Here is a 20,752-nt window from a genome sequence, read left to right on the forward strand (position 1 = left end):
GTCAGGCCATTTCGGCGGTGGTCACGGGCTTTACGGGCGTACTTTTGCAGCGCACCCAGCGCGGGCCACGAGGGCCGTACACGCCAGCGGGTTCAGGGAACAGGTTGAGCAGGATCAGGTACAGCACGGCGGCGATGCCGAGGGTCACCGGCAGGCTCAGGTCGATACCGCCGGCCAGTTCGCCCAGCGGGCCGACGAACTGCCCGGGCAGGTTGACGAAGCACAGGCCGATGGCCGCGCTGGGGACCCACGCGCCCATGCCGCGCCAGTTCCAGCCATGGTCGAACCAGTAGTGACCGCCCTGCTGGCCACGGGTGAACACCTGCAGGTCGTCGGCGTGGTAGAAGCCGCGGCGGGTGATCAGGCCGAGGATCATGATCACCATCCACGGGCTTGTGCAGGTGATGATCAGCACGGCGAAAGTCGACACGCTCTGCACCAGGTTGAAGGTGAAGCGGCCGACGAAGATGAAGCCGATGGCCAGCACGCCGATCAGCAGGGTGGCGGCGGCGCGGCTGAGCAGGCGCGGGAACACGCTGGACATGTCCAGGCCGGTGCCGTACAGCGCCGTGGTGCCGGTGGACATGCCGCCGATCACCGCGATCAGGCACACCGGCAGGAAGAACCAGCCCGGCGAGATCGCCAGCAGGCCGCCGACGTAGTTGTTGGCGGCGATGTAGTCCGGCGCCTGGCTGGCCACCAGGGTGGCGGTGCACAGGCCGAACAGGAACGGGATCAGCGTGGCGGCCTGGGCCAGGATCACCGCCAGCATGATGCGTGACTTGGCGGTTTCGCGAGGGATATAGCGCGACCAGTCGCCGAGGAACGCGCCGAAAGACACCGGGTTGCTCATGGCCAGGATCGCCGCGCCGACGAACGCCGCCCAGAAACCGGCCTGGCCGAGGTTGACGCTGCCGGCGTAGCCCGCGTCAAAGGGCCCGGCGAAGGCGAAGATGCCCAGCAGGAACAGCAGGCTCGAGGCCCACACCGCGATCTTGTTGACCCACAGCATGAAGCGAAAACCAAAGATGCACACCACCAGCACCAGCACCGCGAACAGGCCGTAGGCCAGGCCCAGGGTCAGGTCGGTTTCCGGCAGGCCGACCAGGCGCTTGGCGCCGCCGACCAGGGCATCGCCCGAGCTCCACACCGACAGCGAGAAGAACGCCACGGCGGTCAGCAACGACAGGAACGAGCCGACGATACGCCCGTGCACGCCAAAGTGTGCGCCGGACGATACCGCGTTGTTGGTGCCGTTGAGCGCGCCGAACAGGCCCATCGGCGCGAGGATCAGCGCGCCCACGCCGACGCCGAGCAAAATCGCCCAGACCCCGGCCTGGAATGACAGCCCGAACAGCACCGGGAAGCTGCCCAGCACGGCGGTGGCGAAGGTGTTGGCGCCGCCGAAGATCAGGCGGAACAGGTCCAGCGGGGCGGCGTCGCGTTGATCGTCGGGGATCTGTTCGACGCCATTGGTCTCGATACCGGTCGAGTGGCTCATGGTGGTGCTCCAGCGCGAATGTTGTCGGCCGTCGGGCGGCCTTGTTGTGGGTGCGATGGCAGTGCGGCAGGGCCGCTTAAGGGAATCAGGCCGGCGAGATGACCGACAGGTGCTCGTGGCAGGCCAGCCAGCGTTCCCCGTGCAAGCGGAAGACGATGGTCTCGCGCTCGTTCAGGTCGAGGGTTTCGCCGGCCACGCGCAGGCGCGTGGCTACATCGTGCATGAAGATCGCCACGTCGCCCTGCAGGCTCACCTGCGCGTTGCTGGACTCACAGCCGAGCACGGCGAATCCGTCTGCCTGCCAGCTGGCCCAGAGTTCTTCATAGGCGCGGCGTGACAGCAGCGGTTGCGGCACGGTGTGGAAAAGAAAGGTGGCGTCTTCGCTGAAGCAGGCGAAGTAGCGGGCGCTGTCGTTGCTGGCGAAGGCGGCGACGAGGTCGGCGGCGGCCTGCCGTACCTGGAGTGTCTGGTCCACGGGAGTGGCCTCACGGTTTATTGTGATTGTTGGTGAAGCGATTCTGGTGGCGGTGGGCGAGGGGAAAAATCGCTGTGGGCAAATAATCAGTTCAGGAAATCGTGAACCAATGGGGTGCTGTGCTTTACCCGGGTGTTGCCACTGGCTAAGGTGTCGACAGCCTTGACGTCATCAAGCTTCACGATCATTCCCACGCTTTCAGACCCGATGGACATTCCCCATGAGCCAGTATCTGCCGCCACTGACCGTGACACCGCGCATGCTGGCGCTGGTTGCCGATATCAGCGAGCAGGTGGGTGCACTTACGGCTAATCGGGAAGTGGCGCTTACCCCGCAACTGCGCCGGGGCAACCGCATTCGTACCATCCAGGCCTCGCTGGCGATCGAAAACAATACACTGAGCGTCGAACAGGTCACTGCGGTTCTGGAAGGGAAGCGGGTACTCGGCCTGCCGCGTGAAATCCAGGAGGTGCGCAATGCCTTTGCCACCTATGAAGCGATGAGCGGCTGGCTGCCCGAGCGTCAGGCTGATCTGCTGGCTGCCCACAAGCTGCTGATGATGGGGTTGATCGATGACGCCGGTCAGTTTCGCCAAGGAGGTGTCGGCATCTATCGCGGCCAGCGCCTGTTGCACATGGCACCGCCTGCCAGTCGCTTGCAGCCACTGATGCATGACCTGCTGCGTTGGCTGGGCGCCAGTGACTGGCACCCGTTGATCAGCAGCTGCGTCTTTCATTACGAATTCGAGTTCATCCATCCTTTCGCCGATGGCAACGGGCGGATGGGGCGTCTGTGGCAGACGCTGATACTGAGCCACTGGCGCCCGGTACTCGCCTACCTGCCGGTGGAGTCGGTGATCTGTGCCCAGCAGGAGGCGTACTACGGTGCCTTGGCGGCTGCGGATCAGGCTGGCGAGGCCACGCCCTTTGTCGAGTTCATGCTCCAGGCACTGCGGCAGGCATTGGCCGAGGCGAGTGAGACCGACCAAGTAACCGACCAAGTAACCGACCAAGTAGCACGATTACTGGAGGTTCTGAAACCGGGTGTCGCGCTGCGCGCCAATGAACTGATGGAGCGCCTCGAGCTGTCTCATCGGCATACCTTCAGAGCGAACTACCTCAAACCGGCGCTGGCGGCCGGTCTGATCGAGATGACCGATCCGGCAGCCCCGCGCAGTCCGATGCAGCAATATCGTCGTACCTCACGATAGCGGCGCCCGCCTCACTGTTCTTCAGGTAGAACTCTGAGGGTTCACCCATGGGCCTACCGGCCCGCGTCTCTCCTCTCTACCGTTAGCCCTGTCGCCCGTCTGGCCCCAGGCCGCACGGGCATCTCCCACGGCCCGCCGACTGACGGTCGCTTCGTTCAGCCTGCGTTGCCTACTCTCATAGTCCCCACTGTGGATGTGTGGGGCGCGGCCAGACCGCAGCGGCCAGGATGGCCTGTTCTCCACACCTGAAGGAGAGAACGATGAGCAATTTCTCGCAAGCCGCCAACTTCGAAGGCCAGGTGCCACGCATCGACCCCGACAACGCCACCATGCTGCTGATCGACCACCAGAGCGGCCTGTTCCAGACGGTCAAGGACATGCCCATGACCGAGCTGCGGGCCAATGCCATCACCCTGGCCAAGGTCGCCAGCCTGGCGAAGATCCCGGTCATCACCACCGCCTCGGTACCCCAGGGCCCCAACGGCCCGTTGATCCCGGAAATCCACGAGGCCGCGCCACATGCGCAATACGTGGCCCGCAAGGGTGAGATCAACGCCTGGGACAATCCCGAGTTTGTCGCCGCGGTGAAGGCCACCGGGCGCAAGCAGCTGATCATCGCCGGTACCATCACCAGCGTTTGCATGGCCTTCCCCAGCATCAGCGCGGTGGCCGCCGGCTACCAGGTGTTCGCTGTCATCGATGCGTCAGGCACCTACTCCAAGATGGCCCAGGAAGTGACCCTGGCGCGGGTGGTCCAGGCCGGCGTGGTGCCGATGGACACCGCCGCCGTCTGCTCCGAGGTCCAACGCACCTGGAACCGTCCGGACGCCGCCCAGTGGGCCGAGGCCTACAGCGCGGTGTTCCCGCACTACCAACTGCTGATCGAGAGCTACACCAAGGCCCAGGCCGTCGTCACCGGTCATGAGCAACTAGACTCGCAACGCAACTGAACCTGGCTGTTCCCTATCCAAGCAAGGAGATCCACCATGGCATTCCAATACAAGCGTCTGGACAAGAACAACGCCGCAGTCCTGCTGGTCGATCACCAGACCGGTTTGCTGTCGCTGGTGCGCGATATCGACCCGGACCGGTTCAAGAACAACGTGCTGGCGCTGGCCGACCTGGCCAAATACTTCAAGCTGCCGACCATCCTCACCACCAGCTTCGAGACCGGTCCCAACGGCCCGCTGGTGCCCGAGCTCAAGGAGCAGTTCCCCGATGCGCCCTACATCGCCCGCCCCGGCAACATCAACGCCTGGGACAACGAGGACTTCGTCAAGGCGGTGAAGGCCACCGGCAAGAAGCAGCTGATCATCGCCGGCGTGGTCACCGAGGTGTGCGTGGCTTTCCCGGCGCTGTCGGCGCTGGAGGAGGACTTCGATGTGTTCGTGGTGACCGATGCCTCCGGCACCTTCAACGAGCTGACCCGCGACTCGGCCTGGCGTCGCATGGAGGCCGCCGGCGCCCAGCTGATGACCTGGTTCGGCGTGGCCTGCGAGCTGCACCGTGACTGGCGCAACGACATCGAAGGCTTGGGCACGTTGTTCTCCAACCACATTCCCGACTACCGTAACCTGATGACCAGCTACAGCAAGCTGGCCAAGTGACGGTGTGTCCGGGCCCCGGTGCCGGGGCCCGGATCCGCCTTGTCGGTTACGAGGTAATGGATGGCTCCACTGATTGCCTATTTCAGGCTTGCCCTGCGCCCCGGACGCGATGTGCTGCTGTTCGCGCTGCGCACGGTGGTGGCGGGCCTGCTGTGTCTCTACCTGGCGTTCCTGTTCGACCTGGAACAACCGAAATGGGCGCTGATGACAGTGATCATCATCAGCCTGCCGCTGGCCGGCATGACCCTCAAGCGCAGCCTCGCGCAGGTGCTCGGCACCGTGGTCGGCGCGGCGGTGGCCGTGCTGCTGATGGCGTTGTTCGCGCAGATGCCGTACACCCTGCTGGTCAGCCTGGCGCTGTGGCTGGGGCTGTGCACCGCCGGTGGCACCTTGCTGCGCTATACCGATTCCCATGCCTTCGTGCTCAGCGGCTTTACCGCGGTGGTGGTGGCCATGCTGGCCGTACCCGAGCCCGAGGGCACCTTCATGCTGGCCGTTACACGGGTTACCGAGACCTTGCTGGCGGTGGCCTGCGTGGCCGTGGTCAGCCTGCTGACGGCCCGCCCGCAGGCGGTGGCCAACAGCTATTTCGCCAAAGTCGACAGCCTGCTGAAACTGATCGCCCAGCATGCCGCCGAGGTGATCCGCACCGAAGAGGACGAGGCCGCATTCGGTCAGCGTCAGGCCCGGTTGATCGCCGAGGTCAGCGCGCTGGAGGGGTTGCGTCGGCACCTGTACTTCGATGCCCCGCACCTGCGCAGCGGCGATGGCCTGGTGCAACTGTTCGCCAACCAGCTGGTGCTGCTGGTTTCGCGACTGCTGGTGCTGCGTCAGCAGCGTGAGCTGATCAAGGCGCACTGGCAGGGGCCGCTGCCCGCGGATATCCAGCTGCTGCGCGACGCCGAACTGGCGAGCCTGGATGCGCTGGCACGTGACGGTATGGCGCTCTCGGCAGCGGACCGCGAGGCCCTGCGCACCCTGCACAAGGGCTTCGATGACGCCGCCGACCGTGCGGAGTTTCTCAATGAGCCACTGCCCCCGCACCTGCGCGCCCTGGCCTGGGCCTTGCGCTGGGAGCAGGCGCGCCTGCTGCAGCAACTGGACGAGCTGATCGAGCTGAACGAGGCGATCCAGCAGGGCCGTCTGGCCAGTTGTCCCCAGCAGCTGGGGCGCGCCAGCGCCTTGCACCTGGACTGGCCGCTGGCGGCGATGAACGCCGTGCGCGCCTGCCTGGCCCTGTTGCTGATTGGCGGGTTGTGGATCGAGAGCGCCTGGGATGGCGCGCGTTCGGCGGTGATCCTGATGGGCGTGATGTGTTCGCTGATGGCGACCTTGCCTCGACCGCTGCTGGCCAGCCAGAACTACAACCGCGGGCTGTTGGTGGGCATGGGCTTGTCCGCGCTTTATCAGTTCGCCCTGCTGCCGCTGTTCACCGACTTCGAGATGCTTGCCCTGTGCCTGGCACCGTTGCTGTACCTGGCGGCGGTCGGCCTGGCCAACCCGATGACCGCGGGGATCGGCATGGGCATCGGTCTGATCAGCCTGTTGATGATCGGGCCGCAGAATATCGGGGCCTATCACAACAGCGATATCCAGTGGTTCGAGTTCGCCGGTGGCTACCTGGTGGCCGGGGTGCTGGCGATGGCCGTGTTCGCGCTGGTCTTTCCGTTCAATGCGCAGAAACGCATCGCCCGATTGTTTCGCCAGACCCGTGAGGATGTGCGCCGCCAGGTGCTCGGGAGCGGTTCGCTGGCCGGGCAGTTCGCCTTCGAGAGCCTGCTGCTTGATCGCCTGTCGGCGCTGATTGGTCTGTTGCCGGCCGCTGCGGACATGACCTCGCGCGAGCGTGTCGAGTGCGCGCTGGTATGCCCGGCGCTGGCCATCGCCCTGGGCCAGGCGCGTGCCTTGTGCAACAGTGACCTGGCGTTGCCGGCGGCGACCCGCACACGCTTGCGGGAAAGCCTGCAGGGCGTCGCCGACTTCGTCGGTGGCCAGGGCGCGGTGGCGCTTGATCCGCTGTTGCGGGAACTGGACGATCAGGCGCAGTTGCTCGATGCCCTGCATGGCGCGTCAGGGCAGATGGGGCGTGACGCCTTGCGCCGACTGTTCATCCTGCGGGTGGCACTGGCGGTGGCCGGGCAGTTGCTGGCGCGTTATCGCCAGGTGCTGGAAGCTGAACGATCGCGGCTGTTGCCGGAGGTGGCCAATGCCCATTGATTTCGAGGTGGGCGGGGTCTACCTGCCGCCCATCGCCCAGGCGCTGCTGCTGGCGCTGCCGTTGTTTGTGCTGGTCGATGCCTTGTTGCGCCGGGTGGGCGTGCTGGCATTCGTCTGGCATCCGGCGCTGTTCCAGGGTGCCTTGTACACCGCGATTTGCGCGGCCTTGTTGTTGTGGATGGGAGTGAGCAGGTAGATGTCGTCGATCAAGCCACTGTTGTCGCGCAGCCTGACCCTGGTCATGCTGGCCGTTGCCATCGTGCTGGGCTGGCTGGCCTGGACGCACTATACCCAGGCGCCCTGGACCCGCGACGCACGGGTGCGGGCCGATGTGGTCACCCTGGCGGCGGAGGTCAGCGGCCGGATCGTCGCCCTGCCGGTGCGGGACAATCAGTTCGTGCACAAGGGCGACCTGCTGTTGCGCATCGACCCGGCGCGCTATGAACTGGCCGTGCTGCATGCCCGGCGCGCGGTCGAGGTGGCACGGGCAGCCTTGGGGCAGTCGCAGGCGAACATCGTTGCCAACCAGGCGTTGCTCAAGCAGCGGCGTAGCGAGGAACAGCGCCGCGGCAAGCTGCAGTCACTGTCGGCCATTTCCGCCGAGGAGTGGGAAAAGTCCAAGACTGATGTGGCTGTGGCCCAGGCCGACCTGCTGCGCGAGCAGTCCAGCCTCGGCCTGGCGCAAGCCAATGTGCAACTGGCCGAAGCCACGCTGGAACAGGCACAGCTCGACCTGCAGCGCACCGAGGTGCTGGCGCCGGTCAATGGTCATGTCACCAACCTGCTGACCCGTCAGGGCGACTTCGCGCAACCGGGGGCCGCGTTGCTGGCGCTGGTGGACAGCGATTCGTTCCATGTCAGTGGTTACTTCGAGGAGACCAAGCTGCCGCGCATCGCCGTCGGCAGCCGGGCGCGCATCGTGCTGATGAATGGCCAGACGTTGCAGGGCACGGTGGAGAGCATCGCCTACGCCATCACCGACCGTGAGAACCAGCCGGGCAACCGCCTGCTGGCCAACGTCAACCCGAACTACACCTGGGTCAAGCTGGCCCAGCGCGTGCCGGTACGCCTGCGCCTGGAGCCCCAGGCTGCCGAGGCGCCTCCTTTGCGGGCCGGGACCACCGCCACTGTGACGATCCTCGAAGAATGACGGATGATGCAGCAGTGAGCCGTGGACGAGTGTTGCCGATGTTCGACCTGAACGACCTTTATCTCTACGCCAAGGTGGTGGAGCACGGCGGCTTCGCGCCCGCCGGGCGTATCCTTGGCCTGCCCAAGTCACGCCTCAGCCGGCGCGTGGCCAAGCTCGAGGAGCGCCTGGGTGTGCGCCTGATCCAGCGTTCCACGCGGCAGTTCCAGGTGACCGAGGTGGGCCTGGAGTATTACCGCCATTGCCTGGGCATGCTCGAGCAGGCCGTTGCCGCCGAGGATGCGGTCGAGCGCAACCGCGCCGAGCCTCGCGGCATCGTGCGCCTGGCCAGCAGCACCGCGCTGCTCGATTCGCGCCTGGCGCCGATGCTGGCGAGCTTCATGGCGCAATGCCCGGTGGTCGAGCTGCTGGTCAAGAGCTACAACCGGCGGGTGGATGTGATCGGCGAGGGTTTTGACCTGGTGCTGAGCGTGCAGCACCAGCCACTGGAAAGCAGCGAGCTGATCATGCGTCGCCTGGCCCCGAGCCGGCAGTGCCTGGTAGCCGCGCCGGGCCTGTTGGCCGAACACGGGCGGCCCATGTCGCCGGAAGGGCTTCAGGCCCTGCCGAGCCTGAACTGGGGCGCCAATGTGCAGGACGCCAGCTGGATGCTGGTCGGGCCCGCAGGCGCCGAGGTTGCCGTGCGCCATCGCCCCCGTGTGGTGTCGGACGACCTCGCGGTGCTGCGCGAGGCCGCCCTGGCCAGCGTGGGCGTGGTGCTGCTGCCCGAGGAGGCAGTGCGCGACGATCTGGCTAGCGGGCGGCTGGCGCATGTCCTCGACGACTGGGCGCCCCGGGAAGGGGAGGTGGTGGCGCTGTTCCCTTCCCGTCGCGGGTTGATGCCCGCGGTGCGCAAGCTGATCGACTACCTGGCCGATGCCTTCGAGCAGGAGCAGCAGGCCGCTACGCCGGTTCGCGCTCGCTGAAGCCAGGCACGGCAGGTGGACGCGCCGACCAGAACGCCAGGCCCGCCGCCAACGCGGTCAGCGCGGCGCCGGCCCAGGGGGTGGCCGCCAGCGTCGCCCCGGTTATCACCGCGCCGCCGATGGCCGAGCCGAGCCCGACGCCCAGGTGCATGGCCGACATGTTCAGGCTCATGCCGGCCGGGAAGGTGTCCGCGCCACGGGTCGCCAGGTAGCTCTGCACCACCGGCGAGGTGGTCCAGCTCAGCCCGCCCCAGAGCATCATCGCCGGCAGGAACAGCCAGGGCGTGCCGACGCTCAGGGGCAGTACCAGCAAACTGGCGAGATAGAGCAGTGGCGCCAGGGCGATGGAGCGACCTGCACCGAGCCGGTCCGCCATCCAGCCGCCGACATAGCCACCCGAGACGCCGGCGATACCGAAGACGGCGAACAGGGCCGCCAGCCATTGCACCGGTATGTCGGCGACCTGTCGGGCATAGGGTGCGAGGTAAGCGAACACCGTGAAGTGCCCGGCGATCATCAACAGCGATACGCCCTGGGCGGCCACCAGGCGGCTGTCACGCAGATGCCGCAGGTAGCTGCCCAGGGCGATGCGTTCGCTGCTCTGCAGTTGCGGCAGTCCGCGCCAGGCCATCAGCAGCACTGCGATCGCCAGCAGGCTCAGGCCGGTGAACACCCCGCGCCAGCCCAGCACATCGCACAGCAGCATCCCGGCGGGTACGCCGAGTACCAGCGAGCTGCAAATGCCCATGAAGATCACCCCGATGGCACGGCCACGCAGGGCCTCGGGTACCAGGCGCGTGGCCATCAGGGTGCAGGTCAGGCAGGTGAGGGCGCTGGTCGTGGCCATGCCGATGCGGGCAAGCAGCAGCGCGGTGTAGCCCGGCGCCAGGGCCGCGGCGAGGTTGCACATGGCGAACAGGGCCAGGGTGATGCAGAGCAGTCGCCGCAACGGGAAACGGGTGGTCAGCAGGGGAGAGAAGGGTGCGGCGAGGGCGAAGCTCAGGGAGAAGACCGTGGTCAGTTGTCCGGCGATCCCCAGCGGGACCTGCAGGCCATCGGCCAGGGCCGGCAGGATGCCGACCGTGATGTTTTCCGCCATGCCCGTGGCGAATGTCGCCAGGGCCAGCAGCCAGATACGCGGGCTCATATGTTGCCTCCGATAAACGGGCCGGCCAAGGTCCGGACCCATTTGTCCCGACGGTTGACCGGCAGTGGTCAGGTCCATCGGGTTTCGAGGCAGTGCTTCGGTTATCCCGGTTCAAGCAGGAGGGATTGTAGACGGTTGTGCGCAGGCGATGAAGCCTTGGATTCTTTCAGGCTGAACAGGACTCTATGGGCTGGGAGGTCGCGCAGGGCATCATCACCAGCGTGGGAGCGGGCTTGCCCCGCGATTATCTGCATGGCACCGGCTTCGCCGGTGATCGCGGGGCAAGCCCGCTCCCACGCTGGTGATGCTGCAAAGCTGTTCCCGATGGATTAAATCCAAGTCTGCTGGCAGTCAGTCGTGTGAACACTCAACTTTTTCCGCCCCAAACGCAACGCGGGGCCAGCCCGCTCCCACAGGCTCAAGGCTGAACCTGTGGGAGCGGGCTGGCCCCGCGAATACGAAATGCCTTGAAGATCACAGCGTGATCGGCTTCAACTTGAGTCCCATGGCCTTGGCCCGCACCGCTGCGCCGCTGAAGGCTGCCGCATTGCCAGGTGGTGGCGTGGGACCGTGCACATGCCCGGCCAGCTCGGTGTTCATCTCCTGGACCAGGTCGAGTAGGTCGCAGAGCACCTGCAGCACGTTCACCGCCTCGGAACCCAGCCAGGTCTTCGGCGCCTGCAGGCGCTGGCTAATTTTCACCACGCTGTGGCGCAGGCCCTCGATCCGCTCCTGGACGTCGCCGCCGATCGCCGCGTTGAGCTTCTGCCCCACCGCCAGGTTCAGGTCGCGCCCGGTGGCCTGGTGCAGGTCGTCGAGGGCGGCCAGGCTGGCGGAGCCGCCGGACAGCAGCTTGAGCGCGCCGAGGGCCTCGATCTTCTTCACCCCGCCGACGGTCTCGGTCGAGTGGTCGTCCACGTTCCGGGCATGGCTCTGGAACTGCTCGGTGTTGGCCAGCGCCTCGACCTCGCGCTCGATCGCCTTGTCGCGGATCCGGCCGTCCGTCTGTCGCAGCCAGTTGCCGTCGGCGTCGGCGCGTTGCTGGCAGGCCTCGCTGTGCTGCCACACCAGGTCGCCCTTCGGCACCTTGGGCAGGCTCAGCCCGTGGGGCAGGATCTGCTGGATGAACGGCTTGTGCGGCAGCCCGTAGGCGAACGACAGCACCACGGTGGTGCCTTCCTCGGGGAAACCGAACATGCCGCGCTCCTGGCCGCCCATGGGTGCCGGCAGCGGCAGGCTGGTGAACACCGGCAACGCCGGGTCGGGCTCGCCGTCCGGCAGCAGCACCTGGACATCGACGCCGAAGCGCGGGCGGAAATCGTCGCACAGCCCGGGCGCCGTCGGCGCATCGGGCACCGCGACCACGCGGCCGAAGCGCGGCAGGTGATAGCCGCCGGTGATTTCGGGGAACTGGCGCGCTACGGCGCGGCGGATTGCGTCTTCCATCGTATGGCCATCTGGCTGTCGGCCAGCGCGACGTGGGTCACGCGCTCGCCGTGGTTGATCGGTGCGCCCGGACGCAGCCCCGGCAGGGCCGCAATGCTGGCGCTCTGGTTGCCCTGGTAGTTGTCGAACAGCTCCATGGGCAGTTGCAGCGCGGGGCGCGCGCCGAAGTAGCTGTCGGCCCAGCTGCCCACGTATACCTCGCCGTTGCCCTGCTGCTGCCAGATGAAGTCGGGGATGTCGAAGACCTGGGCCAGGCTTTCCATGGCCTGGAAGCCGGCGGCCAGGCTGTAGAAGAACGGCGCACGCACCGACGCGTAGGGCCGCTCGGGCACGCGAAAGCGCAGGCCGGTCTGCTGGCCGACCTGGTCGAGCACGCCGCGCAGGTCGACGTGGCGCAGGTTCATCGGCAACGGCCTGGCCAGGATCGCCGCCAGCTCCCGGCAGAACAGCAACTGCTGCCTGGCGTTGGCGCTGGTGCAGCGCTCGACGTAGCCGATGAAATGCCGTTGCAGGGGACTGTCGTTGTAGCCGATGTCGAGGGTGACCAGGCCCTTGAGGGGCGCCTCGGCCCGGACGATGAAGGTCGCCCGCCCCGGGTTGCGCAGTTCCAGGCGCACGTCCGCCCTGACCAGGTCGTAACGCTCGCCGCCGACATTGAGTACCTGATGCAGCTTCATGACTTCTCTCCCAGCCAGTCATCCACTTTTTTCAGCAGGCGCTCGAAGCTGGTCAGCTCCGGGTCCTTCTCCTCTTCCTCCTCTTTCGCGCCCACCGCCGCCCCTGGAGCGGCCTGGGCCTTGACGCGTTTTTTGGCGCGGCGCTTCTCGACCTTTTCCGGGTTGGAGGTCTTTTCGGCCAGGCCAAACTGCACCCGCCAGCAGGCCAGCGAGTCGTCTTCCCGGGCGCTGACGCTGTCGGCGAAGCGCACCTGGCGGATGCCGAAGGCCTCGGCGGTGTCGTTGACGATGCGGTAGGTCTTGAGCTGTCCGCCGCTCTCGGTGGCTTCGGCCAGGCGCATCAGGCTGCGCAGCCAGGTGCCGTTGACGTAGGGGATGGTCAGGGTGACCGTGAGGGTCTTGGGCTTGAAGCCCTTGTGCGCGGAGTCGGTGTTGCTGGTCTGGCCGGACAGGTCCTCGGCTTCGATGCGCAGGTTGCCGGTGACTTTCAGGGTCTTGCCTTCGACGGGCTGGCCGTCCAACAGTAGCAGTGTCATAAACCCACCATTTCACGAACGAAGCTCAGGCCCTTGGCCGAGCCGACCAGGATCACGCCAGCGCTCATCACCCATTCATGCCCCGGGGCATCGCCTTCGAGCAGCATGCGGCGCAGTTGTGTGTTGTTGCCCGGACCCAGCAGGCGGGTGCGTACCGAGCTGTCGGCCTGGCCGCCTTCCAGCAGCTGGCGCAGGTCGGCCAGGCGCTGGTCGCGGACCTGCTGCTGGCTGGCTTTGCGCGCCGCCAGCCCGGCCAGGTCGCTCATGGGCGAGCTGTCGGCGGCGTAGCTTTCCAGCACCGCGATCTGCCCGGCCAGCGATTGCTGCGCCGCCTTCAACACCGTGCAGCGCTCCAGCGGCAAGGCCTCCCAGCGCGGCAGGGTGGTGGCCTGGGGAATCTGCCATTTCTCGGTTTCGAGCCGGGCCAGGTGTTCGGCGCGGCGTTGCGCGCGCACCAGCTCGGGGATCGGCATCAGGGCGTTGAAGCGGGCCAGGCCGGCGGCCAGCTGATCGTGGCGGGTACCCAGGAACAGCAGGCACAGCGCGTGCTGCTCACCCTGGGGGCTGCCGTTGTCGGTGGCGTCGGTCAGCTTGTTGGCCAGTTGCTGCAGCAGGTTCGGCGCGGACAGGAAGCGCTGGTAGCCACGCCCCTGGCCGATACCGCTCTGGAACGGCGTCACCACCAGGCACCTGGGCACTTCGCCCAGCTGCTCTGCCAGCGCCTGGCGCCCGGCTTCGATCGCGCCCTTGGCCGCGGCGCCGACCGGGCCGGGGTTGGTGCTGGCCAGTCCCTGCAGGCCGCTCAGGCGCTGTGCGGTATTGGCCAGCTCGCTACCGGCCAGGGCCTTGGCGGCGTCGAGCTGGCCCATCCAGCGAGTTGCCTCGGTGGGCCAGCGCAGGGTGATGAGGGACCAGCTCATGCCGGCACCGTCCACTGGATGGCGCGCAGCGTGCTGAGTTTCTTGTCCTGCAGTGCCTTCGCCGCATCACGCTTGAGCTGGTCGGCGTGCTGCAGGGCCGCCTGCTTGAACAGGACCAGGTCTTTGTTCACCTGCAGCAGCTGGTCGCGAGTGTGGGGCAGGAACTGACGCACGCCATCGCTGCCGGCGCAGGGGTAGGCGCTGTCCAGGGCGCTGAACACCAGGCCGGTCAGGTTGACCTGGTCTTCCAGCGAGCTGCTGTAGCGGTGCGCCTCGCCCAGGGCCGACGAATCGAAGCCGGCCTCGATGTACTGCGCGCAGCCGGTGTTGATCTCGCCCAGCTTCTGCTGGTGGACCTTGGCCAGCACGGCGGTGGTGTCGTCCTCCCATTCGCCGTTCTTCCACACCTGGTCCGGGCCGGGCTTTTTCACCGTGTAACCCGAGGGGACCGGCCCCATGCCGGTGATGGTCAGGGCCTCGGCGGTGGTGATGCTGTAGACCACCAGGCCGTCGTAGTAGTCCACCAGGGACCAGGCCTGGCCGTTCCAGTGGGCGGCCTTGTGCTCGGGGATCGACGGCGGGGCTGTTTCCACGCAGCCGCCGGGGATCAGGAACACGCCGGGCTCCAGCGGCGACTCGTCCGCTTCAGCGGTGCCAGTGAACAAGCCCAGTGGGGATGTCTGGTAGACCGTTTTCGTCTTTGCCATCGGGCACCTCAGTATTTGATGTAGTAGTACAGGGCCATGTTCACGGGGCGTGCTTCGCTACCGCCGGAGGGATCTACCGTGACCGGGTGAGCGTGAACGCCGTCGCCAACGATGTTCAGGGTATGGCTGTGATCGCCGGCGGCTTGGATACGGTTGGTGGCGGCCCAATTCACGCCTGCCTGGTGCATGGCCGCGCCGATCCCGGGGATATCCTGGGTGGTCGGTGTATTGACGTAGTTGAAGGCATGGGTATGGCTACCCGCGACCGACGTGGTGCTTCCGCCATGGGCGTGCCAGCCGGCATTGGCCGTGGATGCTGAGTGGGCGTGGTACTGGTTCTGGTTTTGCTGGACCGTGCCTGGTGTTCGTCCAAGATCCAGGCCTTTGCCGTCATCGACATCACGGATGAACAGGCCACGGGTATCTGGCAGGTTGAACGTAGTCGCCCCGTCGCCTGCTCCGAAAGAGGTGCCGATTGCCGCGAACAACGCTGCGAAGGTCGCCCGGCTGACGGCCGCGCCATTGCAGCGAAGCGTGCCTGTCGGTGCCGCATGGCTGAAAGTCTGGACGAGCGTCCCTGGCGGAACGATGGCACCGGGCGTCAGGTTTCCGGTATGGAACACCTCGACGGTTGGGGTCCATTGCCCCTGGTTGGTCGTGGCGCGGGCAAACATGCGCACTCCAGGGCCTCCCTGGCTCATCGCGATCTGAGCCGAGAACTTCTCGGAGTAGTACGGCATGTTGAGCACGCTGCAATAGTTCGCCAGCGAGGTCGCGCCGTCGGCTATTGTGTGAAAGCCGCCGGCCAATCCGATCGTGTCGACCGGGCTGACGGAGGCGAAGTTGGACGCCAACCCATAGTCGCCGCGTTTGATGGCATCGGTGATGCCGAACCCTTGCAGGGTGGTCGGTTTGCCGCTGGTGATCTTGCTCCAGTCCAGATTGGGGATATCGATCTGCAGCAGTGCCTCGCTGCCGATGACCTGGCCTTTGCCGTTGATTGTGACTTTGGAGTAAGTCCCGGGCACCACGCCGATGTCCGCAAGCGTGGCCTGGATCGCCACGTTCCTGGAACCGTCGAAGTCCACGCGCCCGACGACATCGCCCTGCAACGCGATCTGACGCGCTTCGGCCAGCTGGCGCGCCTTGCCGGCGGAGGTGACACCGTTCTCGAGGTCCGCAACCGACTTGCGGCTGGCGAAGTGGTCCACCAGCGGGCCGGCGATGGGGGCGGACTTACGCTTGTCGGCGATGACTCCGGCGCTGGTGATGTCTGCCAGCTGGATGCAGTAGACCCAGCCGTCAGGCGTGACGGAATCCTGCTGGTCGGGCATATACACCACCTTCCAGCTGGGGATCACATCGTTCTGCTCGCGGCGCCAGGTGATGTGCATCCATACCTGGGTCGCGCCTTGCGGCGGGCTCAGCGGCACGGCCTTGGGCAGTTCCAGGCGCATGCCTTCCAGGTAGGCGATGCCGGCTGCCAGCTGGTAGTTGTCACCCACCTTCTGGAACTGCAAACCGTCGCCGAAGAAGCACGCTCGCCCATACACGTCGCGGTTGCTCAGGCGCTCGCGCTCGTCGATGCCTTTCAGGCGCACGGTGAAATCGTGCTGCCAGGTGCTGGCATCGATGGTGATGCCGGTAAGCTCCTGGGCGCCGCTGTACTCCACGAGGATGTTGCGGGTGACGTTGTTGCCGATCTGCAGCGGCGGGATGTTGCGCCGCTTCTGCTGCAGCGGCAGGTAGGCCACGGCGAACAGTACGCCCTCGACGCTTTCCAGTCCCATCCAGTTCCAGTCGAAGTCGCCGATGTCGCTGCCCAGCATCGAGCTGTAGACGACCTGGTTGGGGTTCACGTAGCCGCTGTTGCCCGCCGGGATGTCGTAGCTGTGCACGATCTGGCTGGCCGGCGGTTTGGTCGCGGCGCGGTCGATTGGCGTGTTCGGGTCGAGCCCGGGCACATTGGCGTAGATGAAGCGGGTGATCTGCAGGACTTCTTTGGCCCCCTGCTTCTGGGCGATCAGGCTTTCGCCCGCGAAAGTGATTATGGCCACGGCGGACTCCTAAAGCGTGGCGACCAGCGTCTGCTGGTCGTCGTTGAATTGAGCTGCGCCAATGCGCAGGGTCACGGGGGTGATGCTGACGAAGTCGTAGCGGCGACAGGTCCGGCCGTACTGCTGGATCAGTACCCGCAGCAGCTCGGGGTTCTCCGACAGCTGCGAGTCGGAAAGGCGCAGCAGGACCACATCCCAGTCGCGGCCGGCCAGGCGTTCGTCGATCTCGACATAGCCCACGCCGAGCCGGCGCAGGATGCGTTTGAGCCCCGCGGTGCTGCCGGCATCGACCGCGTTGATGAAGGCGTACTTCACCCGCAGCCGATACAGGCGTTCCGGTTCGTCCTTGAAGCGGGTGATGTCCCGCTGCCAGGCGAGCAGGTCCAGCACGGTGAGGTGGCAGGTATCGGCGTCCATCTGCAGCAGCGGCCAGCGCAGCCACTCGGTCACCGTGGCCCACCAGGCCTGGGCGGCGTCCTTGAGCTTGGTCAGTTCGGGGCCGGCGAGCCAGAACGGCAGTTTCAGCGGGCTCATACCAGGTCCACCCGCAGGTTGGCGATGCGCGCGATGCTCAGTTGCGAGACGATGTCCTCGCTGGCGAAATGCAGCGACTCGATGTCGGCGAAGACCTGGTGCAGTTCCTCGGCCAGGCGGCTGAAGGAGAACCGCGACTGTGGGTTGGTCAGTGTCGGGTTATAGTCGCTGGCCGTGCTTTCGCGAAACGCCGCGCGGATGAACTGGGTGATGCCCTGCTGCAACTCTTCGCGCCGTTTCGCCGTCAGGTTCGCCCGCGGCCAGACCGTCAGCGCGATGTCGTGGCGGGTCTCGGGCATGACCATCACCAGCAGGTCGTCGCCGTGACCGTGGTTGCCTTGGTCGCGCACGTGGGCGTTGATCTGCTCCAGGTACGCCTGCGCCGGCACGTCGGCGTCGAACAGCACGTAGGCGTTGGCGCTGCCCGGACCACGCGGAGCGTCGTGGAGGAAGTACACGCCATCGGGGCGCACCCCTGGGAAGGCGGCGATCATGGCGCGGTAGACTGCGTCGGTGTGCCACTGGTTGACCGCGCTGAACTGGTTGCGGGTGCGCAGGCGCAGTTGGTCGTCGGGTTCGGGGTCGGCTCCGGGCGAGGTCATCCAGCCGTCGTCGTTGACCACCTGGACGATCCCCGGCACCGGCTCGGGCAGGATGGCGTAGTAGCCGGGCGCCAGGTTGTAGCCGCTGCCGACCTGCTGCGCCTGGACCTTGACCGACTGTTGCAGGCGGCCGTCGGGGAACACAGCATCCTCGACCGTCACCAGCTGGTAGACGTGGCCGTTGATCGCGGCGGATTGCACCACCACGCCGGCGCGCATCAGCAGCTCGCCAGCGCTGTTCTCGCGGGTGAACAACAACTTGCCCTGGGCCTTGGTCGCGCCTTTGCGTTCGACGTTCACCGCCCAGGCCAGGCTGTCCAGCCAGGCGCCACTGGCCGTCTTGACGAAGAAGTTGGGCAGCACGGTGTCGCTGATAAAGCCGACCAGCCACAGCACCGGCTTGGTCACCAGCGCCGTCACCACGCGCCAGAACGGCGAGTAGGCGCTGGTGTTGCTGAGCTTGCTGCCCTGGGCGGCCACTTCGGCCTCCCAGGCCTGGTGTAGGGCCGCCTCAGTGGTGGGAATGCCGGCGTCGGCCAGCACCTTGCGAAAGTCCAAGTCGCTCACAGGTATACCTCGATGTCACCGAATTTCAGGGTTTTCGCCGTGACCAGGTAGCGGCCCGGATGCTCTTCCAGGACGCGGGCAGTACCCGGCAGCAGGCGCTCGTCGTCCTCCACCAGCAGCTCCAGTTGCAGGATGCAGTCGGCCTGGCGCTGGCGGCTGCGCTCGGCCACCAGGGTCACCAGCAGGCCGCTGTCGCGGATCATGTGGGCGATGTCCTGGGCGATGCTGGCCCGGTCCTCGATCAGCAGCGGTTGATGGGAAGGGTCCAGGACCAGGTCGTTGTTGTGGATCAGCAGGTCGATGTACTCGCTCATCAGCCCACCGCCATTGCCATCATCTGTTCCAGTTCCAGCGGGTTCATGGCCTTGCTGGTATTGATCTCCACCTTCTCGACATGCATGCGCCGGTCCTGCGTCTGGGTGGTGTTCTGGATCTGGTTCATCAGGCCTCCCTGGGGAACGCTCGTCGGGCTGGCCGGCGAGAGGTTGAGTGCGGTCTGGGTCATGCGCTGGCGCTGCTGCTCGAGTTGCTCGACCGGCGCGCTGGCCATGCTGGGGGCGACGGCGGCGGGTGCCATCGAAGCCATGTGCGGGGCCGCTGATGGCACCTGCATCAGGGTCTTGAGCAGTGGCTGCGTGTTGCTCATGGGCAGTACGCCGATCGGCGCGACCTGGCTGGCAAGTCCTGGCACCTTGGGTGCTTCTGGCAGATCGGCGAATGAGGTCTCGATGTTGACGCCCGGGATCTTGTTCAACCACTCGATCACCAGGTCGAGCGAACTCCGGAAGACCTTGACGATGCCGTCCCAGGCGGCCTTGGCCATGCCGGTCCAGCCGCCCATGTCGGTGAACCATTTGCTTAGTGCGTCCAGCTGTGCGCTGACCCACTGGAAGGCAGCACTGTCCAGGAACGCGGCCTTGAGCTCGTCCCAGTAGGCGATGACCAGGACCACGGCAGCGACCAGCGCGACGATGCCCGCGATGATGAGGATGATCGGATTGGCCAGGAGTGCGGCGTTCACCAGCCAGAGTGCGCCTTGCCAGGCAAGGGTGGCGAGCCTCACGATCCCCATCCAGGCGTACATGGCGATCAGGCTTGTCAGGAAGATCGACAGCACCAAGGCGTGCCGGAGGAACATGAAGATACTCTTCAAACCGGTCATGTTGAGCAGGGCCCAGGCGGCCTGTGCCCCCAGCATGGCTATCCGGGCCAGTCCGCTCAGAACTGCAAGCGCGGTCAGCGCGGCGCTGGTGCCAAGGATCGCCAGGGTGGCGATGGCGATCACCCGGGTGATGTTGGGAAACAGCTTGATCCAGCGGACCAGGGTCTGGGCGATCTCGACCAGGCGTGTCATCAGCGGCTGCAGGATGGGTATCAGCGCCTGGCCGAAGGCGATGCGCAGTCCTTTTACCGCAGCCCCGAACTGCTGCCAGGGGTCGACCATGGCCTTGGCCATCTGTTCGGCCTGTTCCAGGCCGCGTACCTGGCCGAGTTTGTCGATGCCGTTCTTCAGGCGGTCGGTGTCCTGGGCCAGGGCGCCGATGAGCTGGGCCGCCTCACCGCCGAAGGCCTCGGTGATCTTGGCGTTGGCCGCCGCGCCGCGCAGGTCGCCGAACTTGCCCTGCAGCTTGGCCAGGATGTCGAGCATCGGCAGGACCTTGCCATTGGTGTCGGTGAACTTCATGCCGAGCTTGTCCGAGGCGTCCTCGATGTTCTCGAAGAAGGCTTTGTAAAGCCCGCCGGCCGCGCTGCCGTCCATGCTGCCGGACAGGCTGCCGATCACGGCCATCTGCTCGGCCAGGTCGATGCCGGCGGCGGAGGCCTGGGCGCCGGCCTCCTTGAAGCCATCCTTCATCTGTTCGCCGCTGGTGCGGAACAGCTGGACCGCCAGGGCGGTCTGCCCGCCCAGGATCTTGACCCACTGGCCCTTGCCCATGGCGTCGGCCTGCTGCTTCTGCAGGTTGTACATCGTGCCGACATAGTCGGCCATCACGCCCTGGTCGGACTTGGTGGCCTTGGCCAGCACGCTGCTGGCATAGGTGAACGTGGCCAGCTGGGAGCCGGACAGTCCCTTGATCGCGCCCTCGATCTTGTACGCCGAGGCAACGAAGTCCCGGGCGTTCTCGCCATAGGCGATGGAGAACATCAGGGCTTTCTTGTTCAAGGCCTCCAGGGCGTCCTCGGCCACGCCGAGCGAGCGCACATCCCCAAGGGCACGGTTCATTTCCAGGGCGGGCTCAAGGAAGGTGCCGAAGCTGCCGGCAGCGCTTTGCAGCTTCTGCGTGCCATCGCTGATCTGCTTGATGGCGGCCTGGCTTTTTTCGCTCAGATTGTTGAACCCTTGGGTCATCCTCGCCAGCGGGGCGGTGACTTTATCGGTCAGCGACAGGATGAAATCCAGCCGGCTGATTGCGTTGTTCGCGCTCATGGGATG

Annotated in this window: 20 protein-coding genes; 7 read left to right on the forward strand and 13 right to left on the reverse strand. The window is 66.2% G+C overall.

What is annotated here, in order from left to right; all coding sequences use genetic code 11:
* Position 1: 1 nt before the first annotated feature.
* Together AC0MAZ_RS07690 and AC0MAZ_RS07695 are read right to left on the reverse strand one after the other, a co-directional pair.
* Entirely contained in the window at positions 2-1,501 is a 1,500-nt protein-coding gene (locus AC0MAZ_RS07690) for a purine-cytosine permease family protein (protein ID WP_110735906.1), read from the reverse strand.
* An 85-nt stretch (positions 1,502-1,586) separates the two neighbouring features.
* Positions 1,587-1,976 carry a YybH family protein gene (locus AC0MAZ_RS07695; protein WP_203648005.1) on the reverse strand — a complete coding sequence of 130 codons (390 nt, stop codon included), beginning with the start codon at positions 1,974-1,976 and terminating at the stop codon, positions 1,587-1,589.
* 220 nt (positions 1,977-2,196) lie between these two features.
* Between AC0MAZ_RS07695 and AC0MAZ_RS07700 the strand changes: the two genes are divergently transcribed.
* From AC0MAZ_RS07700 to AC0MAZ_RS07730, 7 genes are all read left to right on the forward strand, one after another.
* Positions 2,197-3,186 carry a Fic family protein gene (locus AC0MAZ_RS07700; protein WP_110735904.1) on the forward strand — a complete coding sequence of 330 codons (990 nt, stop codon included), beginning with the start codon at positions 2,197-2,199 and terminating at the stop codon, positions 3,184-3,186.
* Between the two features lie 260 nt (positions 3,187-3,446).
* Entirely contained in the window at positions 3,447-4,136 is a 690-nt protein-coding gene (locus tag AC0MAZ_RS07705; protein ID WP_110735903.1) for a hydrolase, read from the forward strand.
* Between the two features lie 36 nt (positions 4,137-4,172).
* Complete coding sequence (gene ycaC, locus AC0MAZ_RS07710) at positions 4,173-4,793, forward strand: isochorismate family cysteine hydrolase YcaC (RefSeq protein ID WP_475860812.1); 621 nt, start codon at positions 4,173-4,175, stop codon at positions 4,791-4,793.
* Positions 4,794-4,853: 60 nt separating this feature from the next.
* Positions 4,854-7,010, forward strand: a complete 2,157-nt coding sequence (locus tag AC0MAZ_RS07715) for an FUSC family protein (protein ID WP_475860813.1) — start codon at positions 4,854-4,856, stop codon at positions 7,008-7,010.
* Positions 7,000-7,206 (forward strand): DUF1656 domain-containing protein, encoded by a 207-nt coding sequence (locus tag AC0MAZ_RS07720; RefSeq protein ID WP_110735900.1) that lies wholly within the window; start codon positions 7,000-7,002, stop codon positions 7,204-7,206. Before AC0MAZ_RS07715 ends, AC0MAZ_RS07720 begins: the two co-directional genes overlap by 11 nt.
* Positions 7,207-7,215: 9 nt before the next feature.
* Positions 7,216-8,160: an HlyD family secretion protein gene (locus tag AC0MAZ_RS07725; protein WP_254464411.1), complete on the forward strand. Its 945-nt coding sequence runs from the start codon at positions 7,216-7,218 to the stop codon at positions 8,158-8,160.
* Between the two features lie 38 nt (positions 8,161-8,198).
* Positions 8,199-9,125 carry a LysR substrate-binding domain-containing protein gene (locus AC0MAZ_RS07730; RefSeq protein WP_267813901.1) on the forward strand — a complete coding sequence of 309 codons (927 nt, stop codon included), beginning with the start codon at positions 8,199-8,201 and terminating at the stop codon, positions 9,123-9,125.
* Here the strand turns inward: AC0MAZ_RS07730 and AC0MAZ_RS07735 are convergent.
* From AC0MAZ_RS07735 to AC0MAZ_RS07785, 11 genes are all read right to left on the reverse strand, one after another.
* Positions 9,103-10,272, reverse strand: coding sequence for an MFS transporter (locus AC0MAZ_RS07735; protein ID WP_203648001.1), 1,170 nt, complete (start codon positions 10,270-10,272; stop codon positions 9,103-9,105). The two genes, AC0MAZ_RS07730 and AC0MAZ_RS07735, sit on opposite strands and share 23 nt — an antisense overlap.
* Positions 10,273-10,746: 474 nt before the next feature.
* Positions 10,747-11,718, reverse strand: a complete 972-nt coding sequence (locus AC0MAZ_RS07740) for a hypothetical protein (RefSeq protein ID WP_475860814.1) — start codon at positions 11,716-11,718, stop codon at positions 10,747-10,749.
* Positions 11,691-12,395 (reverse strand): hypothetical protein, encoded by a 705-nt coding sequence (locus AC0MAZ_RS07745; RefSeq protein WP_475860815.1) that lies wholly within the window; start codon positions 12,393-12,395, stop codon positions 11,691-11,693. Before AC0MAZ_RS07745 ends, AC0MAZ_RS07740 begins: the two co-directional genes overlap by 28 nt.
* Entirely contained in the window at positions 12,392-12,931 is a 540-nt protein-coding gene (locus AC0MAZ_RS07750; RefSeq protein WP_232854742.1) for a baseplate complex protein, read from the reverse strand. Before AC0MAZ_RS07750 ends, AC0MAZ_RS07745 begins: the two co-directional genes overlap by 4 nt.
* Positions 12,928-13,851: a hypothetical protein gene (locus tag AC0MAZ_RS07755; RefSeq protein ID WP_475860816.1), complete on the reverse strand. Its 924-nt coding sequence runs from the start codon at positions 13,849-13,851 to the stop codon at positions 12,928-12,930. Before AC0MAZ_RS07755 ends, AC0MAZ_RS07750 begins: the two co-directional genes overlap by 4 nt.
* Complete coding sequence (locus AC0MAZ_RS07760; protein WP_475860817.1) at positions 13,848-14,558, reverse strand: DUF4376 domain-containing protein; 711 nt, start codon at positions 14,556-14,558, stop codon at positions 13,848-13,850. The genes AC0MAZ_RS07755 and AC0MAZ_RS07760 overlap by 4 nt, the downstream gene beginning before the upstream one ends.
* Before the next feature lie 8 nt (positions 14,559-14,566).
* A complete protein-coding gene (locus tag AC0MAZ_RS07765; protein ID WP_475860818.1) occupies positions 14,567-16,615 on the reverse strand; it encodes a phage tail-collar fiber domain-containing protein in 2,049 nt (682 codons plus the stop codon).
* A 9-nt stretch (positions 16,616-16,624) separates the two neighbouring features.
* Positions 16,625-17,149 carry a phage tail protein gene (locus tag AC0MAZ_RS07770; protein WP_475860819.1) on the reverse strand — a complete coding sequence of 175 codons (525 nt, stop codon included), beginning with the start codon at positions 17,147-17,149 and terminating at the stop codon, positions 16,625-16,627.
* Positions 17,146-18,318, reverse strand: coding sequence for a baseplate J/gp47 family protein (locus tag AC0MAZ_RS07775; protein ID WP_475860820.1), 1,173 nt, complete (start codon positions 18,316-18,318; stop codon positions 17,146-17,148). The genes AC0MAZ_RS07770 and AC0MAZ_RS07775 overlap by 4 nt, the downstream gene beginning before the upstream one ends.
* Positions 18,315-18,632 (reverse strand): DUF2590 family protein, encoded by a 318-nt coding sequence (locus AC0MAZ_RS07780; RefSeq protein ID WP_232854736.1) that lies wholly within the window; start codon positions 18,630-18,632, stop codon positions 18,315-18,317. The genes AC0MAZ_RS07775 and AC0MAZ_RS07780 overlap by 4 nt, the downstream gene beginning before the upstream one ends.
* A complete protein-coding gene (locus AC0MAZ_RS07785) occupies positions 18,632-20,746 on the reverse strand; it encodes a phage tail tape measure protein (RefSeq protein ID WP_475860821.1) in 2,115 nt (704 codons plus the stop codon). Before AC0MAZ_RS07785 ends, AC0MAZ_RS07780 begins: the two co-directional genes overlap by 1 nt.
* Between the last annotated feature and the right edge of the window lie 6 nt (positions 20,747-20,752).

The organism is Pseudomonas sp. A (assembly GCF_056270345.1).